14 protein-coding genes are annotated in these 15205 nt (G+C 65.7%); 8 read left to right on the top strand and 6 right to left on the bottom strand.

Annotated elements, in window-relative coordinates:
- Nucleotides 1-18: 18 nt before the first annotated feature.
- A complete protein-coding gene (locus F4X41_01510) occupies nucleotides 19-402 on the top strand; it encodes a 50S ribosomal protein L7/L12 (GenBank protein MYB15704.1) in 384 nt (127 codons plus the stop codon).
- 114 nt (nucleotides 403-516) lie between these two features.
- Here the strand turns inward: F4X41_01510 and F4X41_01505 are convergent, their stop codons facing one another.
- On the bottom strand, nucleotides 517-2355 hold the full coding sequence (locus F4X41_01505; protein ID MYB15703.1) for a DUF3520 domain-containing protein: 1839 nt from the start codon (nucleotides 2353-2355) through the stop codon (nucleotides 517-519).
- A 429-nt stretch (nucleotides 2356-2784) separates the two neighbouring features.
- A complete protein-coding gene (gene cysK / locus F4X41_01500; protein ID MYB15702.1) occupies nucleotides 2785-3723 on the bottom strand; it encodes a cysteine synthase A in 939 nt (312 codons plus the stop codon).
- Between the two features lie 185 nt (nucleotides 3724-3908).
- On the opposite strand from cysK, the gene F4X41_01495 reads away from it, so the two are divergent.
- Complete coding sequence (locus F4X41_01495; protein MYB15701.1) at nucleotides 3909-4685, top strand: sulfite exporter TauE/SafE family protein; 777 nt, start codon at nucleotides 3909-3911, stop codon at nucleotides 4683-4685.
- Between the two features lie 44 nt (nucleotides 4686-4729).
- The gene (locus F4X41_01490; GenBank protein ID MYB15700.1) at nucleotides 4730-5590 is read left to right on the top strand and encodes a cytochrome c oxidase assembly protein; all 861 of its coding nucleotides are present in this window, start codon (nucleotides 4730-4732) and stop codon (nucleotides 5588-5590) included.
- On the opposite strand, the gene murJ is transcribed toward F4X41_01490, so the two are convergent.
- From murJ to F4X41_01475, 3 genes are read right to left on the bottom strand one after another with little or no spacing between them, the layout of a single operon-like run.
- Complete coding sequence (gene murJ, locus F4X41_01485; GenBank protein MYB15699.1) at nucleotides 5583-7163, bottom strand: murein biosynthesis integral membrane protein MurJ; 1581 nt, start codon at nucleotides 7161-7163, stop codon at nucleotides 5583-5585. The two genes, F4X41_01490 and murJ, sit on opposite strands and share 8 nt — an antisense overlap.
- A complete protein-coding gene (locus tag F4X41_01480) occupies nucleotides 7160-7642 on the bottom strand; it encodes an adenylyltransferase/cytidyltransferase family protein (protein MYB15698.1) in 483 nt (160 codons plus the stop codon). Before F4X41_01480 ends, murJ begins: the two co-directional genes overlap by 4 nt.
- Before the next feature lie 17 nt (nucleotides 7643-7659).
- Entirely contained in the window at nucleotides 7660-8754 is a 1095-nt protein-coding gene (locus tag F4X41_01475) for a hypothetical protein (protein ID MYB15697.1), read from the bottom strand.
- A 62-nt stretch (nucleotides 8755-8816) separates the two neighbouring features.
- Between F4X41_01475 and F4X41_01470 the strand changes: the two genes are divergently transcribed.
- Together F4X41_01470 and F4X41_01465 are read left to right on the top strand one after the other, a co-directional pair.
- On the top strand, nucleotides 8817-9968 hold the full coding sequence (locus F4X41_01470; GenBank protein ID MYB15696.1) for a hypothetical protein: 1152 nt from the start codon (nucleotides 8817-8819) through the stop codon (nucleotides 9966-9968).
- A gap of 41 nt (nucleotides 9969-10009) precedes the next feature.
- Nucleotides 10010-10471: a nucleoside-diphosphate kinase gene (locus tag F4X41_01465; GenBank protein ID MYB15695.1), complete on the top strand. Its 462-nt coding sequence runs from the start codon at nucleotides 10010-10012 to the stop codon at nucleotides 10469-10471.
- 12 nt (nucleotides 10472-10483) lie between these two features.
- On the opposite strand, the gene F4X41_01460 is transcribed toward F4X41_01465, so the two are convergent.
- Nucleotides 10484-12760, bottom strand: coding sequence for an aconitate hydratase (locus F4X41_01460; GenBank protein ID MYB15694.1), 2277 nt, complete (start codon nucleotides 12758-12760; stop codon nucleotides 10484-10486).
- Nucleotides 12761-13262: 502 nt separating this feature from the next.
- On the opposite strand from F4X41_01460, the gene F4X41_01455 reads away from it, so the two are divergent.
- From F4X41_01455 to sucC, 3 genes are all read left to right on the top strand, one after another.
- On the top strand, nucleotides 13263-13535 hold the full coding sequence (locus F4X41_01455) for a peptidase (protein ID MYB15693.1): 273 nt from the start codon (nucleotides 13263-13265) through the stop codon (nucleotides 13533-13535).
- 22 nt (nucleotides 13536-13557) lie between these two features.
- The gene (locus F4X41_01450; protein MYB15692.1) at nucleotides 13558-13827 is read left to right on the top strand and encodes a HigA family addiction module antidote protein; all 270 of its coding nucleotides are present in this window, start codon (nucleotides 13558-13560) and stop codon (nucleotides 13825-13827) included.
- A gap of 226 nt (nucleotides 13828-14053) precedes the next feature.
- The gene (sucC, locus tag F4X41_01445; protein MYB15691.1) at nucleotides 14054-15196 is read left to right on the top strand and encodes an ADP-forming succinate--CoA ligase subunit beta; all 1143 of its coding nucleotides are present in this window, start codon (nucleotides 14054-14056) and stop codon (nucleotides 15194-15196) included.
- Nucleotides 15197-15205 lie beyond the last annotated feature (9 nt).

The raw sequence follows: 15205 nt of genomic DNA, 5'->3' as shown, positions 1-15205 counted from the left end.
AAACGGAAAGGAACCCTCATGGCAACCAAGAAAGCCGACGTAAACGAACTAATCGGTGCGATCGAGTCCCTCACGGTGCTTGAACTGGCCGAACTGGTCGAGCAACTCAAGGAGAAATTCGGAGTCTCGGCGATGGCCGCGATGCCGGCGGCCGCGCCGGCCAGCAACGGCGAAGCAGAAGAGGCCGAGCAGACCGAATTCGACGTTGTGCTGTCCGAGATCGGACCCAACAAGATCCCGGTCATCAAGGTCGTGCGTCAGATCACCGGACTTGGCCTGAAGGAGTCCAAGGCGATGGTCGACGAAGCCCCGAACGCCATCAAGGAAGCGGTATCCCGCGACGAGGCCGAGGAAATCGCCAAGTTGCTGCAGGCCGAGGGCGCGACGGTCGACATCAAATAGGCGAACCGGTTCCGGCAGTCATCGGCGGCCGCAACTGGCAGACCCGGGTCGGGGATTTCCCGACCCGGTTCTTTTGCACTCGGTTCCGGGCGGCAAGACCCGGACTACGTTATTTCAGCGGCTGTAACCGGAACGACCTGTCGCCGATTCGAACGGCAAGGCCGCGAGGTGCCCAAGTACGGTCCTGAAATCGCGGAACGCGCCCAGGCCGCCGAGATGCGGTTCCAGGTGCCCCAGTTCATCGCGCAGCGCCGAGAGTTCCTCGCCTACCACCCGGTCACCGGACTGCGCATTCCAGAGGCTGGAGTAGCGGTCCGAGGCCAGGGCCACGATGGCTCCAAAACGAAGCATCGCGTTGTCATAGTCGCGCTCCCCGAGCCGGTTGGCAAGGATGGGCGCGTGCTGGCGATTCGAATCGCCTGAAATCGGGGTAACCCACCGGAGTTCGACTTCTCCGATCCGCTCCCCGGGACCTGAAGGCGGCCGGTGCAGCTCCAATTCGAAGAATGCGGTCGTGGCCGATCCGGCCGGGATCTCGGCGAATTCACGGCGGTCCTGCACGAAGGACTCGTCGCTGGTGATCCGGTTCTCGTAGCCGATGAGCCGCCAGGAATTGACGACTTGGTCGTCCCAGGTGATCTGGGCGCGGGTCTGGTCGGCGAACGGGACCGAGATTGCGAGCCAGTTCTCGCGTTGGAATGTCGCCTCGGCCTGGTCGACGTCGCTCAGGTAGCGGTACCAGCCGTTGCCGTGCTGGGCCAGTTGCTCGAGCAGGTAGTCGTTGAAGTTCTCGACCCCGACGCCGATGGTGATCAGGCGCAGCGGATTCTGGCTTTCTCCGCGGCCGACCGATTCGAGGATCCCGAATGGGTCAGTGGCGTCGACATTGGCGACGCCGTCGGAGAACAGGATCACGTAATTGTGAGCGTCGGGCCGATTCCAACGCGCCTGATCGGCGAGCCGCACGCCCAGATCCAGTCCGGCCTGGACGTTGGTGGAGTTGCGCGGCCGAAGCGCGTCGATCGATCGACGCACGTTACTTGAATCCGGATGAGCGTGCTCAACCGTCAGATCGCCGATTACGTCCGTGGAGAACTGCACCACTGCGACCCGGTCGTCTTCACCCAGGCTCCGGCGAATCGCCTCGGCGGCGGCGCGCGCGATGGCGACCCTATTGCCGTCCCCCATCGACCCCGAGGCATCCATGACCAAGGTCACGTTCAACGGCGTATTGTCGACGAATTCAGGTGCCTGAAAAGCCAGCCGGGCAAGGTATTGCCCGTGGTTCAGGGGGTGCTCGATTACGGCGCTGGATATGGCGAAACTGTCTCCGCGCAGCGGCTTGTCATACCGGTAATCAAAGGCGTTAATCCACTCTTCGGCGCGGACCGAATCGGGCTCGACCGCGTAACCGGATTTGATCCAGTTGAGCGCCAACTGGAACGAAGTCCGGTCGGTGTCCAGGCTGAACGTAGAAACTGCGTCGGCCGCTGCCGATACGCTCCGGGTTCGCAGGTAGTCCCTGAACGTGGTAGCGGCCGGACTGCCGGTGGCAACCACGTTCCCAGACTGCGCAGTGGACCGGGCCTGCTGGAACGACGAAGAACCGCCCTGGAAAAATGTTGCCCCGCTGGCCGGCGCGGACGCAGGCGTGGCGCTGGCGGGCTCGTATCTGCCGGCCTCCGTCTGAGTCGTTGCCGAATCGGCGCTGAACATCATCATCTCCGATCCCGCCGACTCGGCCGCAGCGTCCGATTCCACGGATGCCGGTGCGGCAGTTGCAATGTCCGCCGCCGGCGGGCGGGCGAATTCGGTCGCGGAGGGCTCGCTCCCACCCTTACTGATGTCGCCGAGGCTGGCGAGTGCGCCCACGATTACGATCGCCGCAAGGGCGATGCCAAAAAAGATGGCGGCCGGCTTGTTGACATGCCAATGCCCAATTCGTTTGTTCATCTTTCCTGCTCCCCGTCATATGTGATCTTGGTCGGTTTTGGCGGTGCGATGGACAATCCCGGTTTGACTGCACCGAAACCCCATCGACCTGGTTCGTAGCCCTCCTTGCTCCGATATGCAGAGACCTCCCGTAATGACCGGAGAAAGAGGGACTGGCAATATGTGCAAGACGCTACCGTGTTTGCGATAGGGTCTTGATCCCATTGCGCTGAGACACGCGGGTTGCAGTATGCGGTGAATACTGAACCGCGTTCAATTCGGGCCGCATTAGCGCCGCGTGTTCGCCCATATATTACATATATATGAAATATATGGTCAAGCCATTCAAGCTACATATATGGAATGGGCGAACCGACGGTATGACCTAGCAACGCGGCATCGGCAACAGGAAAGTTCGACGGGCCCGGCGCTTTGACGGCCCGGTGCGGGTTAGGCGGGCTTTTGAAACTCGGCGTTGAAGATCACCGACTCGAACCCGGGGTGGGAGAGATATCGCTCGCCGGTGTCCGGCAGTATTACGACGATCAATTTGCCGGCGTTCTCGGGCCGCATACCAATCGAACGTGCGGCAGCGACGCCGGCCCCGGCGGAAATGCCCACGAAGACCCCGTCGCGGGCGCAGAGCTGTCGAGCCATGTCCTCGGCGGCTTCGTCATCGACCTTTAGCACCTCGTCCATGAGGTCGGCTTCGAATATCTCCGGCACAAACCCCGCGCCGATGCCCTGGATGCGGTGCGGACCGGGCGGATCCCCGGAAATCACCGCGCTGCGGCTGGGTTCGACCCCAATCACCTTGAGTCCGGGCTTGCGCGGCTTCAGGGCGCGCGCGCAGCCGGTGGCCGTTCCGCCGGTCCCGACCGGGGAGACGATGAAGTCGACTTGGCCCTCGGTGTCGCGCCAGATCTCTTCGGCGGTGGTCTGGAAGTGGATGTCGGGGTTGGCGGGGTTTTCAAACTGCTGCGGGATCCAACCCCCGTCGATCGAATCGCGCAGCTGGACCGCCTGGTCGATGGCCCCCTGCATTCCGCCGGCGGCGGGAGTCAGGACCAATTCGGCGCCGAACAGCAGCAACGCCTGGCGACGCTCGATGCTCATTGTTTCCGGCATCGTGATCACGCAGCGATAGCCCTTGGCCGCGCAAGCCATGGCCAGCGCGATACCGGTGTTGCCGGAGGTGGGTTCGATCACCACCGTGCGGCCCGGCCCGATCGCTCCGGATCGCTCGGCCGCCTCCAGCATCGCCAGTCCGGTGCGATCCTTCACGCTGCCGCCCGGATTGGTCGACTCCAGCTTGCCTAGGATGATGGCGGCCGAGTCGGACACGCAGTTGTTGATGCGGACCAGCGGGGTGTTTCCGATCAGGTCGATGACGCTGGCCCCGACCCGGCCGAGGCGATGCCCGCGCACGTTGATCCCGGGCCCGGAGGCGTCTTCGGCGCCGCGTGGAAAATGATCTGTGTTCGAGATTGCCGATCGACCCTATTGCAGACTTCCAGCCAAAGTATCCGCGAACCGGCCAGCCGCCAACCACACCGAACCGGCCGGCGCACCTGATGTGGCCCCGCGTCGCCCTCACCGGTCTGGGCGGCGGCGTGTTTTCCGGACTGGCCGGCATCGGCGGCGGTACGTTCATGGTTCCGCTGATGGTGTCGCTGCTGAAGGTTTCGCAGGTGGTGGCGCACGGCACCTCCCTGGCGATAGTGGTGCTGACCGCGCTGGCCAGCCTGCTTGGGTACACGATCTCGGTGCAGATTGATTGGACGCTCGTGCTGGTCGCCACCGTTCCCTCGATCGCCACCGCGCCGCTGGGGGCACGATCGGCCTCGGCCATGCCGGAAGTCGGCCTGCGCCGGTCCTTTGCCGCCTTCCTGATGGTTGCCGCTCTGCTCCTCCTGTTGCTGGCCGACCCTGAGGAGCTTTTCGCGTTCGCCGGGATCTATCGCTACCTTGTCGCGGTCGTCATTGGGCTGCTGGCCGGGTTCCTGAGTGGGCTGCTGGGGGTTGGCGGCGGGATATTCGTCGTCCCCACGACGGTCTTCTTTCTCTCCATGGAGCAGCGCGACGCCCAGGCCTTTGCGCTGGCGATGATGATCCCTACGTCCGTGGCCGGCACCATCGCGCACACCCGGTTGGGCAACGTTCGCTGGCGCTGGGCGGTCGGCATTGCGCTTTTCTCGGTGCCCACCGGGCTCCTGTTTGGAACTCTGGCCGGCGGCTGGATCGACCAGCAGATCCTGCGCTACGTATTCGTGGCCCTGTTGATTTATTTTTCGCTGCGGATGTTCGGAACGGTTCCGTGGTTGCGCAAGCACGTCATGCGCTCGGGGTGACCGCGATAATCGGCTGACCGCAGTAAGGACTCCATGGTCCGAGCTTGATCCGCTACCACACCGCCCACGTCGCAGAGTCGCTGCAGACCAACGTCTGGAGCTTTGACTTCCTGGCGGGCCTGACGTTGCTGCTGGCCGCCGGCGCCTACCTTTACGTTCTGGGGCCGCTGCGGACCAGGTTCGCCCTGGGGCCGGACCCGGAATGGTGGCGGCCGGCCATGTTCCTATCCGGCCTGCTGGCGTTCGCCGGGGCGATCTTTTCGCCGATTGATTACATCGGCGAGCATTTCCTGTTCTCGATGCACATGGTCCAGCACCTGATCATGTTTTTCATAGTCCCGGTCGGAATCCTGCTGGGAACTCCGGGATGGATGATCGACCTGGTGCTGCGCCTGCCGGGCACCATGCGGGTCGGCCGCGTGGTTACCAATCCGGTGGTTGCGATCGGAGTCTCGCAGGGCGTGGTCGCAGTATGGCACGTGCCGGCGCTCTACGAGACCGCGCTGGCCAACCGGATCGTCCACGACCTTGAACACGGTTCATACATCGCGGTCTCGCTGATGATGTGGTGGCCGCTGCTTTCCCAGTCGCGCCGGCTGCCGCCCATTCGGCCCGTGTTCCAGATCTTCTACCTGTTCGTTCTGCCGGTGCCGCAATCGCTGTTCGGGGCGATTCTTACTTTTGCCGATGGACCCGTTTACCAGGTCTACGCCGACGCCCCGCGGGTGTTCGCGCTCAGCGCGGCCGACGACCAGCAGTTGGGTGGCCTGCTGATGTGGACGCCCGGCAAGGTCATCTTCTGGTTCGTCCTGGCGATAGTTTTTTTCCGCTGGTTCGGCGCCGAACGGCGTCGCGACAACCTGGAGTTGCGCAACCAGCTGGAGCAGCGCCCGGGATTTAACTGACCCGGGCCCGGCCGCGGCCCAGCCGCTTCCGGAGCAGGCTGAGGATCACGCCCGGTTCCCTCACTCCCAGCACGTGCAGCACTCCCAAATAGACGACCGCGCTCAGCGGCAGGGCGATCGCCAGCGTCAACAGGCCGGGTTCTCCCGCTTCGAGGGCGCCGCCCGCGGCGGAGCCGGCTAGCAAGGCGAACCCAGCCGCCGTCCCACCGACGGCGATCTTTGCTAGGAAGACGAAGGCGGAGCGGCCGGGGCGTTGCCGCGTCCAGTAAAGGATCAACCCGATAAGGACGAGTCCGTGCAGGCTGTTCTGAACCGTGTTGGCCCAGACCAGGCCGTGAAATCCGATTGCCGCTGAGGCCGGAAACGCGATCGCCAGAAAGACCAGACTGCCCAGTACCCCGACCCCGGCCGGGAGGATCGTGTTGCGGCAGGCGTAGAAGGCAAAGATCAGCAGCTGATCGATTGCGATCAGCGGCAGCGCCAGCGCGTATATGACCAATGCCAGCGCGGTCGGGGCGATTGCGGCCTCGACGAACTGGCCGCGCGCGAAAACTACCCGGACGATGGGCTCGCTGGCCAGGATCAGAAATAATGCCAGCGGCGTGATTCCGACCGCCAACGCGCGCGCTGCCGACCAGAGCAACCGGCCAAATTCCTCGGCGCCGGGCAGATCGGCCAACCGTTCCGGGGCCGCTCGCGAGAGTCCCGGCAGCAGCACCAGGGCGACGGCGGCCACAACCGCGCCGAGCGGGAACTGCTGCAGGCGCGCGGCAAATCGCATCATTGCCAGGCTGCCTTCGCCGGCGCTGCTGGCCAGGCGGGTGTCAACCATGATCACGAGCTGGGTAACCAGCAAGCCGCCAAGGACCGGCAGGTAAAGGACCGCGGCGCGCCGCAGGTTCGGATCGCGCCAGGGTGCCGGGCGCGCGGCCAGGGGGTCGATCCGCAGCAGTCCCGGCAGTTGCACCAGCAGATGGGCGCCGGCGCCCAAAAGGTAACCCAGTGCGACCGCGATCGGACCCAGCAGCGGCGTCAGGGCGAGGATCGAGACCACCAGAACCGCATTCAGCGACGACACCGAAAACGCCGGTCCCAGGAAGAGTTCGCGGGCCAGCAGGCGCGCCGTAACAACCGCTGAAAGGCCCAGTAGCAGCGCCGCCGGAAGCGTGAACCGCAGCATGTCGACGGCCAGCGGCTTGGCCTCCGCAGGCAGGTCGGGGGCCAGCAACTGAACGATCGGCCCGGCGAAAAAGACCCCCAGGCCGACCAGCGATCCGAGCAGCAGCGCGGTTACCAAGGCGACATTGGCGAACAACCGGGCCGCCGCGGCCGGGTCGCTGATCCCGGCCAGCAGCGGAACCAGCACCGCCGACACCGCCCCGCCGATCGCGACTTCCAACAGGGTGTTGGGAACGCGCGATGCGATCTCGAACGCATCCGCCTGGGCGGTCGCTCCGAAAACGGCCGCGATCACCGGCTCGCGCACAAAGCCCAGCAGGCGCGAAAGAACGTTGCCGGCGGCTACCAGGCCAACGGCCGCCAGGAGTCCGGTGAATCGAGGGTCGGCGGCTATCTGGGCCCTCTATGCGACGCTGCGACCCGGGCGGCCAGCTCGGTGGTCGAGTGCCCGTCGCGCATTCGGATGAACCTGCAGCAGGCTCCGACATCGCGGGCGCCTGCCAGTTCGGGCAATGGGCGCCGGTCGATCCCGGTTGGGTCGTACTCCACGCCCTTGGCGTAGATGTCGGGGCGCAGGTTCCGGATCAGCGCTTCGGCGGTCGGCTCCGGAAAAGGGATCACGAAATCCACCCAGCGAACCGCGGCCAGTGCCGCCGTCCGCTCCTCGATCCCCTGAACGGGACGTCCCGGTCCTTTCAGCCGTCTGACCGTCTCGTCCACGTTCACGCCCACAGCCAATAGATCGCCCAGTTCGGCGCAATCCTGCAGGAAAGCCAGGTGGCCGGGGTGCAGCAGGTCGAAGACCCCGTTGGTGAGCACCAGGGTCTTCCCGCCGCGCTGGGCCAGGCCGGAAGCCGCGGAAGCCTCGATCACCCGGGCCGGCCGCGACTTCACGAACGGGCCAGTCCCGCCGCAGCCACCGCCAGGATATCTTTTGCGGAAATCGCTGCAACGCCGATTTCTGCGACCGCCGCCGCGCCGGCCATGTTGGCCAGCAGCGCCGCTTCCGCGGGCTCGGCACCGGCCGCCTGGGCGGCCGCGAACGCCGCCGCCACCGAATCACCGGCCCCGGAGGGATCGGCGATCCCGGCGCCGGCTACGGCCGGGATGTGCAGAGGGGTGACTGATTCATCGGCCAGGATCATTCCTTGCGCCCCCATGGTCAGCAAGACCTGGCGACACCCGAGGCGGACGCGCATCTCCTTGGCCCCGGCGCGGGCCTCTGCGAGCGTCTTGAACCGCCGCCCAAGGAACGATTCGGCTTCGGGTTGATTGGGCGTGAGCGCATCGAATCCGCGGAACCGCTCAAACCCGCCGTGCGAATCGGCGACCCGCAGGGCCCTACCGCCGCTTGCCTGCACCGCCGCCGACGCCACCGTCGGGTCGACCACTCCGCCGTCGTAGTCGGAATAGACGAGCGCATCTACCGACGCCGCGGCGTCGCGCAAACGGGCGGCCAGGTCGGCGACTATCGGATCCGGGACCGGGGAGGGCGCAGGCGTATCGATCCGGGCAACTTGCTGGTAATTGAACTGTCGGTCGCCGCTCGCCCAGATGCGGAGTTTGGTCGGAGTGGCCCGCCCAGCGGCAACGATTATTTGGCCGGTGTCCGCACCGCCGCCACCAATGAGCTCGATCAGCTTCTCACCGCGCCGATCGTCGCCCACGACCCCCATTACCGCGACCTGGGCGCCGAGCGCGCATAGGTTGGCGGCCAGATTGCCCGCCCCGCCAGGCAGGTGACGAAGCTCGCGTTGCTCGATGACCGGGAGCGGGGCTTCCCGGGAGAGGCGAGCCACCACCCCCAGGCGGTGTTCGTCGAGCACCAGGTCGCCGATCACCAGGACGCGGGTTCCGGCCATGCCATCCAAGATGGCGGCCAACCGGTCATTGGTTATCTGCATCATCGAATCCGCAACTTGGCCGTGCTGTCCCGCGCAATCTGCATTTTCCCCGGACGCGGCAAACCGGCGACGTTGCGCCACGCAACGATCGCGGCGATTCAGAGAATCGACTGATGATCCCGACCCGAAGTAGTTCCCAGCGCTTGGCTGCCGTCGTCGCGATGGCCGACGAGCTCGTCGGCGCCGCCCGGCCGCAGATCGCCGCCGATTTGCTCGAACAGATTAAGGCCGCGTTCCCGGATTCTCTGGGCGCCCGATTGCTTTCGCTGCGCCTCGATCTTGCCGGCGACCGGCCCTCAGAAGCATTGGACGGGGCGCGCGAAGCGCTGCGGATCGACCCCACGAATCCTCAGGCGTTGGCGATCGAGCTGCAGGCCAGACGCGCGTTGGGAGAGTCCGGCGAGGGGATCGCGACGGCGCGCAGACGGCTGGCGGCCATCGCCCCCGACCATCCGCAAATCGGCCCGGAACCGCCGACCCCGACCCTTGCCGGAATCGGATTCATGCACCTTCGACAGGGCCGCCAGCTGCTGGCCCAGCGCTGGCTCGGGGAGGCGGCTCAGACCGAAGACTGGCCGGAACTGGCGGCCGCCATCGCCCAGCTTCAGTTGGAAAGCGGCCAGGTCCGCGGGGCTTTGGAGTCTGCCCGTGCGGTACTCGATAAGTTGCCCGATTGCTTGCCGGCCAACCTGGTGTGCGCCCAGGCCAACGCCGAGCTCGGCAAACTGGCGCTGGCCGACAAGCACCTGAAACGAGCCCGCCGTTTCGATCCCGAATTCGAATTGGCACGGAGGCTATACGGCAGACTCCGGGTTTCACGCCTGGAGCTGCCGTCGATTCCGGAACTGGAACTGCCGGAAATGCTGCTGGCCCGAGCCCGGCGGGCCCTTGACCCTCCGGACGAACCTGTCGCCGACACCGAATCGGCACCGGACCCGGTCGGCGAATACAGCCCGCCCAGCTCCCGGTTCCTGCCCGCCGAGGATGCCGGATCGGGCCCCGATTCCGCTACCGAGACCCCCGATTCGCACGTGCCGGCGGCAACCGGCGAACTGGCTCGGTTGATGGAGGCCGGACGGTGGCCGGCCGTCCTCGAACTGCTCCGCGGCAGCGCTCACCTGCTTGACCCGGGACAATTCGTATCGCTCCCTCCGGAAGGCCTTCCGCGACTGGCGGACGAGTTGGTGCGGCTCAACTTCTCCGAGCTGGCGACCGAGGCCTATCGGCTGGCCGAGCGTCGTTCGGCGCCGGCAGTTTCGGAGCCCGCCGCAGACGACGCATCGCCCGACAATTGACGGCATTTCCGCGACCGGATCCCAGCGAGAGGTATCCCAAATTGTTCGAACGCACTTTCGTGCTGCTCAAACCCGACGCCCTGCAGCGCAGCCTGGCCGGCGAAATCCTGTCCCGGCTAGACCGTCGCGGCTACCGGTTCGTCGCGCTCAAGCTCCTGCAGCCGACGTCCGAGCAGGCGAGGGCCCACTATGCCGAGCACGCCGGCAAGTTCTTCTTTGACGGCCTCGTCGAACACCTGACCTCGGGACCCGTATTGGCTATGGTTCTGGAAGCCCCGAACGCGGTCTCGTCGGTCCGGCAACTGGTCGGCGCGACGCGTCCCGCGGAAGCCGCCGCCGGGACAATCCGCGGCGATCTCGGCCAGTCGCCGCTGCGGAATCTCGTACACGCCGCCGATTCGCCAGAAAACGCCGCCCTCGAACTGGCGATCTATTTCAATCAGGCCGACCTGCTCGATTACGAGCGCGGCTCCGACCGCTGGATATTCGAACCGGGCGATTGACCCGGCAACCGCCTAGCCGGTCTGACTCCTGATCACGTTCAGGGCCGAACCGGCCCACAGCCAGGCTATCTGCTCGGGATTCAGGGTGTGGGAAAGACTGATCCGATCGACCGAACCGTCGGAGTGGTCGATACGTGCCCGCAACCCGCGGCCGGGAGCGATCTCGGCCACATCCTCGAGCGTGATTCGGTCGTCGGACCGCAGCAGGTCGTAGTCGGCGCGGTCGTCGAATGTCAGGGGCAGGACCCCCTGCTTTTTCAGGTTGGTTTCGTGAATGCGCGCAAACGAGCGCGTGATGACCACGGCCGCCCCGAGCAGCCGCGGCGACATCGCGGCGTGCTCGCGCGAGGACCCTTCCCCGTAGTTCTCGTCCCCGACAGCCACCCAGCTGCGCCCGGCCGCGGCTAAGTTCCGGGCAACCTCGGGCAGCGGTTTCGGGCGGCCGTCGCCGGCCAGGTCAGGCCCGTGCCCGGGTTGGTCGGCGAACGCATTGTTGGCGCCCAGGAACATGTTGTCGGAGATGTTGTCCAGGTGACCCCGAAACCGCAGCCAGGGCCCGGCCGGCGAAATGTGGTCGGTCGTGCACTGTCCGACGGCCTTTAGCAGCACCGCCATGTCGGCGAATTGTTCAGGCGCCCGCCTCGCGAACGGCTCCAGCAGCTGCAGGCGGCTGCTTTCCGGATCGACTTCGATCGGATCGGTCTCGCCGTTGGGAGCTACGTATCCGGTTCCGCGGGCGATAAATCCGCTGTCCGGCACCTCCGGCGCCGGAGAGGGCGGTTGCAATTGGACGCCGCCACTGCCGGGCACCCGATCGCGGCGCGGATCGAATCCGAGCCGTCCGCCGATCGCCAGCCCGACCGCGACTTCGGGACTGGTGATGAAGTTCATCGTTTCCGGATTGCCGTCGTTGCGCCGCGGGAAGTTGCGATTGAAAGAGGTGACTATCGAATTGCGGGCCGGGACCGGCTCCTGGGGTGCTTCCGGGTCGGCCCGACGCCACTGCCCGATGCAAGGGCCGCAGGCGTTGGCCAGCACGGTAGCCCCGATCGCCTCCAGCTCGGCGATCTGCCCGTCGCGCTCGAGCGTGGCGCGAACCATCTCCGAACCGGGCGTCACCAGCAGCGGAGTCGCCACCTGCAGTCCCTGCGACGTCGCCTGGCGAGCGACCTCGGCCGCCCGCGAAATGTCCTCGTAGGAGGAGTTGGTGCAGCTTCCGATCAGCACTGCCGAAAGGTCGTCGGGAAACCCCTCGCTGGCGATCTCGTCGGCCAGCTTGGAAAGTGGCCGCGCTCGGTCGGGCCGGTGCGGACCGACCACGTGCGGTTCAAGGGCCGAAAGGTCGATCTCGATCACCTCATCGTAATAGCGCTCCGGATCGTCGGCGATTTCCGGGTCGGCGACCAGCAGGTCCGTTTCGGCTTCGGCCAGATCGGCGACTTCGGCGCGGCCGGTCGATCGCAGGTAGGCTGACATCCGGCGGTCGAACGGGAACACCGAGGTCGTTGCTCCGACTTCGGCCCCCATGTTGGTGATCGTCGCCTTGCCGGTGCAGGAAATCGTCTCGCAGCCCGGCCCGAAGTACTCGATGATCCGGTTGGTGCCGCCCTTTGTGGTCAGGATCCCGGCGAGCTTTAGGATCACGTCCTTGGGAGCACTCCAGCCCGCCAGCGAACCGGTCAGCCGCACCCCGAGGACGGAGGGTGCGAGCACTTCCCACGGGAACCCGACCATCACGTCGACCGCGTCGGCGCCGCCGACGCCGATCGACAGGGTGCAGAGACCGCCACCGTTTGGAGTGTGCGAATCGGTGCCGATGATCATCGAACCGGGCACGGCGTAGTTTTCTAGGACTACCTGGTGGATGATCCCGGACCCCGGTTCCCAGAAGCCGAGCCCCCAGGTCGCCGCCGCCGCGCGCAGGAAAGTGAAGACCTCGTTGTTCTCCAGCCGCGCCCGCGCAAGGTCGGGGGCGGCCCCGATCTGGGCCCGGATTAGGTGGTCGCAGTGCACTGTGGTCGGCACCTGGGCCCGGTCTTGGCCGGCCAGCCGGAATTGCAGCAGCGCCATCTGGCCGGTCACGTCTTGCAACGCCACCCGGTCGGGGCGCAACATGATCCAGGATCCCGGGTCCAGCGAAATCTGGTCCGCGTCGTCGGCGTGGCCCCACAGGATCTTCTCGGCCAGCGTCAACGGCCGGCCGGACCGCCGGCGAATCGTTTGCAGCCGGCCGCGCAGGGTCCGGTACAGATCGCTTACCGCCGCAGAATCGACACCGTTTTCGGCCATGGTCCGGTTTGACTCCAGCTACTTGCCTCTACAGCCGAATTTACTCAATGACACGCGGCGATCGCCGTGATCGTCAAACTGCGAATTCGTTGGCCCCCTGAGCGAAAGCGGCTCCCAAGTCCTGCTAAGTGGAAACCAAGTCAAATCACGCTAACGCCGCCGACGCGTTCCAACAATTCGCGGCGGGAGACAACGCTTGTGGTCACGCGATCGATCCAATACTGCGGTGCGGCTTTTGCGGATCTGCATGACCATGACCGTTGATGGCGGGCTGTCATTTGAAACGTGAATACGGTTCATGTTGGCTGTGACTAGCTTCCATGGCCGACCGACATGGCCAACAGTTCCCGTCGTGTGGTTGCCGGGACCCCCCAACCTAATCCCGCAAGAGTCCCAGGCCTCCCAGTACAGGCAGCCGCCGGCGAGCGCTTTTCCGTCGGTGCCGCGCCCAGCCACAGGCGGCGGGTGATGCACCGTAACCCGCTACATGGTACAATTTGCCATGCAGTTTAGGCACGTAGGATTGAGGCGATTATGGGAACGTGGCGATGGCCGCCGCATCAATCCTGAGCATGTGGTCCGCGTCAACCGCATCCTGGACGATTTGGCTCAGGCCATCCAGCCAGCGGACATGCGCCGACCCAGCTACCGCTTGCATCAGCTGCGCGGCAACCGGCGTGGCACCTGGAGCGTCCGGGTTTCCGGCAACTGGCGAATCACATTCCGGTTCGTCGAAGGCCAGGCAGTGGACATAGACCTTGAGGACTATCACTAGACGGAGGAAGCAGGGACCACAAATGAGCGCAAAGAACCCGACCCACCCGGCCGCCGGTCTGCGGGATGACCTAGAAGCGGCAGGGTGGACGGTCAACGAATTTGCAGCCCGCCTGGGCGTCAGCCGGAACACGGCCTCTCGGCTGCTGAACGGACGATGTGGCATATCGCCCGAGGTGGCCCTCGCATTAGAGCGCGTCGGCTGGAGCAACGCTGAATTCTGGATGCGCCGGCAGGCCAGTTACGACTTGGCAATGGCCCGCCGCGCACGGGAAGCGACTCCCGTCGCTTAATCGCGGTGTGGCGGTCGTCCGCTCTTCATCCGCAGGATGATCTCCCGGTCGAACGGCTTCCAGCGCAGGCGTATAGGAGTCCGGCGCGGCGATACCAACGACAGTAACCCGCGCTGGGGGCGTGCCACTACTCAACCATTGCGTCAGCCCGTCGAATTACTCGGGCGCCGCCGGCGACCCCGATAATGGGGCCGCGTTTCGGGCAATCGTCCGCGCGATTCAGGCCCTGCGATGGCAGCAATTGAAGCTCCACGAACACCAATCCCGCCAACTGCTGTCCGACAGCGGAATCCCGGTACCGGCGGCCCTCCTGGCGGCCGATCCGGCCGCCGCGGCGCGGGCAGCAGCCGAACTCGGCGGCCCGGTCGTGATAAAAGCCCAGGTGCTGTCCGGCGGACGCGGTAAGGCCGGCGGGGTCAAACTGGCCAGCGACCCGGACGGCGCCGCCGCGGCCGCGGCCGAAATCCTGGGACTGGAAATCGGCGGCAATCTGGTCGAAAACGTGATGGTAGCCGAGGCGGTCGACATAGCGGCCGAGTACTACCTGGCGGCTCTCCCCGACCGCGAATCCGGCCAGTTGATGGTGATGGCATCGGCCGCGGGGGGAATCGAAATCGAAACGGTCGCGGCCCAGGACCCGGAAGCGATCCGCACCGTTGACTGCGGGGTTGATTCCGGACTGGCGCCGCACCAAGCCCGCCGGCTCGCTTTCCAGCTCGACATTCCGCTCCCGTTGCTCGGCGATTTCATCCGGATCGCTACCGCAACGGTGGATTGCCTGGTTTCCAACGACGCCTCGCTGGTGGAGATCAACCCGCTGGTTCAGTCCGGGGACCGACTGCTGGCGATCGACGCCAAGATCACGATCGACGATTCGGCGCTATTTCGGCAGCCCCAGCTGCGGGAAATGCGCAACCCGGAAGAGGAGACCGCAACCGAAGCCGAGGCGCGCAATTCGGGGATCTCCTACGTAAAGCTGGACGGGACGATCGGCTGCATGGTCAATGGCGCCGGTCTGGCCATGGCGCTGCTGGACGTGATTGTGAGCGAGGGCGGCGAACCGGCCAATTTCCTGGACGTGGGCGGGGGCGCCGACGCCGGCCAGGTCGCCAAAGCGATGAACCTGATCCTGGCCGATCCGGAAGTCGAGGTAGTTCTGGTGAACATATTCGGCGGCATCACCCGCTGCGACGACGTCGCCCACGGGATCGTCCAGGCCCTCGACGGGCTCTCGCGGCGCGTGCCGCTGGAGATCAGGCTGGTCGGCACCAATCAGGCCGAAGGCTTGAAAATCCTGCGCGAAGCCGGACTGAACGCCCACCGCGACATGCTCTCAGCGGTGCGCGCGGCAGTCGCCCTGGCCGGTTAAGGGAAACGC

Source organism: Chloroflexota bacterium (assembly GCA_009840625.1).
GTDB lineage: Bacteria > Chloroflexota > UBA11872 > UBA11872 > VXNJ01 > VXNJ01.
This window is presented reverse-complemented; position numbering and strand designations above follow the sequence as displayed.

Coding starts and splice junctions, on each gene's coding strand:
- F4X41_01510 (MYB15704.1), top strand. CDS start 19: ATGGCAACCAAGAAAGCCGACGTAAACGAACTAATCGGTGCGATCGAG.
- F4X41_01455 (MYB15693.1), top strand. CDS start 13,263: ATGCAGTTTAGGCACGTAGGATTGAGGCGATTATGGGAACGTGGCGAT.
- F4X41_01460 (MYB15694.1), bottom strand. CDS start 12,760: ATGGCCGAAAACGGTGTCGATTCTGCGGCGGTAAGCGATCTGTACCGG.
- F4X41_01495 (MYB15701.1), top strand. CDS start 3,909: ATGTGGCCCCGCGTCGCCCTCACCGGTCTGGGCGGCGGCGTGTTTTCC.
- F4X41_01450 (MYB15692.1), top strand. CDS start 13,558: ATGAGCGCAAAGAACCCGACCCACCCGGCCGCCGGTCTGCGGGATGAC.
- F4X41_01505 (MYB15703.1), bottom strand. CDS start 2,355: ATGAACAAACGAATTGGGCATTGGCATGTCAACAAGCCGGCCGCCATC.